Here is a 3,161-nt window from a genome sequence, read left to right as displayed (position 1 = left end):
GTAGAGTCTTTTCTTAAGTAAAAAAATAAAAAAAAGCTTGACACTTTACATAACAGACACAGAGACGCAGAGAAAAAATTAAAATCTATTCACCAGAGACAGAAATTCCCTTTTTTTGTGCATTTCGGGGCTTTCGTTGTTTATAATCTTTTAATACTTACTTTCGACTAACTGTTTTTAAGCCTTTTTAAATACCGAAAAACACGAAAAAAAGATATTTTCTTCTCTGTTTCTCTGCGTCTCTGCGGTAAAGGATTACCTGAACGGTTACCAAAAATGTAGGGAAGGGAGGTTAATTAGACACAATTACTTGAAAATACAAGTAGTTAGGGAAAAAATCAAACTGAAACTTTTGACATTACTCAAGAGAATGAGAGGAGAAAATATATGAAGATCGGAATCGTGATTTACTCAACGGATGCAGAAACTGTGTGGAATGGATTTCGATTCGGTGTGTTTGCACTGAAGCAAGGCGACCAAGTAAAAGCCTTCCTCATGGCCAAAGGCGTGGAGTGCGAGAAACTGAACACGGAGTAATTCAAAGTCACTGAACAGATGCAGGTTTTTGTGGACAATGGCGGCGAGATTCTGGCTTGTGGCACATGCCTCAAACTGCGCCACTCGGAAGGGACAGAACTCTGCCCTCTCTCGACGATGAAAGATCTCTATGAAATCGTCAGGGAGTCGGACAAAGTGATGTCTTTTTGAGAACACAGGGTCACCTCTTGAGTGAGTGTTGACAAGAGGTATGGCTTCAGGTATGAGCTATCCCTTTGGACAATAAGTAGTTAGAGATAGAAGTCAAAAGAGTAGATGCGGGGTTAATAAAAACTCTACGATAATTTTAAGAAAAATGCTGAGGATACCTATTTTTTCTATTTTTAGGAGGTTGAGACGATGAATGAGAGGATTGAGATTAACCCGAGAATATGTCACGGTAAACCAGTTATCCGTGGGACTCGAGTCATGGTGTGCAATATTCTTGGGGCTTTGGGGTCCGGAGATTCAATCCATGATGTACTCCAAGATTACCCAAATATAACATGGGAGGACATCCAGGCAGCTCTTGCTTTTGCAGGTGAATTGTCGCGTTTCGAGGAAGCCCCTTACGAGGTATGCGCAGTATGAAATTCTTCCTCGATGAAAATTTTCCTAAGGCTGCGAATGGATTTCTGACAGAGTGTGGTCATGAAGTAGTCGATATTCGAGGGAGTGTTGATGAAGGATCAGAAGATCCTTATATCTTTGAAATGGCACAACGCTATAAAGCGGTATTTCTGACAACAGACAAGGATTTCTTTCACACCGTACCTCATCTTTATGATTATCACTATGGAGTTGTGATTATTACTTTGCGTCAGCCGAACCGTAAAGGGATATTGAACAGACTTGGCTGGTTCCTCGAACATTTTCAGAAGGATTCTTTTGAGGGATATGTGGTTCTTCTCAAAGACCAAACTTATATAGTTTTTTCAGGTACTGGAGACTGAAATAACCAAGGCAGAGAGTTAAGGAGATATTTTAGGGTCAAACCGTGAATGTGGAATGCACAATAATTCGGTGAGGCAGAGGAAAAGGAAAAGACAGCGAATCAGAACTTTTGTCTAACCCTGCGTTGCAGTTGACGGCGGGGGATTGTGCCGTGGTCAGAGTTTTGTGGTCTCTCGAAGTTTTATCTGGCTATCAAACTTTTGTGGTAATTCTCCCCGCCGCACCTGAACTTTATCGTTAGGCTACTAAAGAAAGTATCTGAATAATCGGAGAATATAAGGAGGGATACAAGATGTGGAAACATATTAAAGCGATTATCTTTATCTTTATCTGCACAAGCATAGCTTGGATTATTTTAGGTAATGTTACCAACTTGCGGACTCACAGACAGGATGTAAAGCTAAAAGGAGCAGTTGGACAATTATGGGGAACTATTCAAACGCAGCAGGCACCCTATGTATACTACCAAACAAGAAGTGAGAAGAAGGTTAAAACGACTCGGGGAGCTGAAACAATTATAGAGACAAAGGTAGAAACAACAGATCATCCCATTACCCTTGAGAGTAGCGATATTACAGTAAATTTTAAACTCGATCACCGAAGAAAGGGATTGCTTTGGTATTCGACATATCAAATTGGATACTCTGGGAAGTATCAGATTATAAATACTGCTAAAGAGAATCGTGATATTTTCTTTGACTATACCTTTCCTACTAAAGAAGGTATCTATGACAATTTTTGCTTTATTGTTGATGGAAAAAAGATTGAAGAACTTCAACCAACTTCAGGAAAAATATTGAAGAAATTAAACTTTGGTTCAGGCGAAGCAAAAAAGATCGAAATTACTTATGAATCGCAGGGAATGGATGAATGGTGGTATCTTTTTGGAGCTGATGTTTCCCAGATTCAAAATTTCAAGTTAATAATGATAACAAACTTTGATAAGATTGATTTTCCAGAGAATAGCATTTCTCCAACAAAAAAGGAGAGAAAAGACAAAGGTTGGGAACTTACCTGGCGATATTCTAATTTAATCTCGGGTATTCAAATCGGTATGGATATGCCCCAGAGGTTGAATCCGGGTCCCTTTGTCAGTAGAGTCAGTTTCTTTGCACCAGTTTCTCTTTTCCTCTTCTTATTTTTGATCTTCATAATTACAGTAGTGAAGAAAATCAATATCCATCCAATGAATTATTTCTTCATTTCAGCGGCATTTTTTAGTTTCCACCTGCTTTTGGCATATTTAGTAGATCACATTGACATTCACCTGGCTTTTGTAATTTGCTCAGCAGTTTCAATATTCTTGGTAATCTCCTACATGTGGCTTGTAGTAGGAGTGCGTTTTGCTCTTTTAGAGACAGGTCTTTCACAATTCGTATATTTGGTGCTTTTTTCGTATGCTTTCTTTCTTGAAGGATTTACAGGATTAGCAATAACTATCTGTTGTATCTTAACATTGTTTGTAGTAATGCAATTTACTGGTCGAATTGACTGGGAAAAACAAGTTATCAGTAACAAATAATAATAGGTAGTATAATCTAAGGTTAGACTAATAAAAATAATCACACAGAGACACAAAGTCACAAAGGAATTGAATAAAACAATAAACCTTTGTGTTCTTTGTGGCTTTGTGTGAGAAAATAAAAAGGAGATATTTTAGGGTCAAACCG

4 protein-coding genes are annotated in these 3,161 nt (G+C 38.3%); all 4 read left to right on the top strand.

The window, feature by feature from the left end; translation table 11 throughout:
* Positions 1-387: 387 nt before the first annotated feature.
* The 4 genes from AB1414_17990 (at position 388) to AB1414_17975 (ending at position 3,013) form a co-directional block, all read left to right on the top strand.
* Positions 388-537, top strand: coding sequence for a hypothetical protein (locus AB1414_17990; protein ID MEW6609305.1), 150 nt, complete (start codon positions 388-390; stop codon positions 535-537).
* 360 nt (positions 538-897) lie between these two features.
* Entirely contained in the window at positions 898-1,128 is a 231-nt protein-coding gene (locus tag AB1414_17985) for a DUF433 domain-containing protein (GenBank protein MEW6609304.1), read from the top strand.
* A complete protein-coding gene (locus AB1414_17980) occupies positions 1,116-1,490 on the top strand; it encodes a DUF5615 family PIN-like protein (protein ID MEW6609303.1) in 375 nt (124 codons plus the stop codon). Before AB1414_17985 ends, AB1414_17980 begins: the two co-directional genes overlap by 13 nt.
* A gap of 293 nt (positions 1,491-1,783) precedes the next feature.
* Positions 1,784-3,013: an inner membrane CreD family protein gene (locus tag AB1414_17975; GenBank protein ID MEW6609302.1), complete on the top strand. Its 1,230-nt coding sequence runs from the start codon at positions 1,784-1,786 to the stop codon at positions 3,011-3,013.
* Positions 3,014-3,161: the final 148 nt, after the last annotated feature.

The organism is bacterium (assembly GCA_040755795.1).
Lineage (GTDB): Bacteria > UBA9089 > CG2-30-40-21 > CG2-30-40-21 > SBAY01 > JBFLXS01.
The sequence above is the reverse complement of the archived record's forward strand: the minus strand, read 5'-3'. Positions and strand labels throughout refer to the sequence as shown.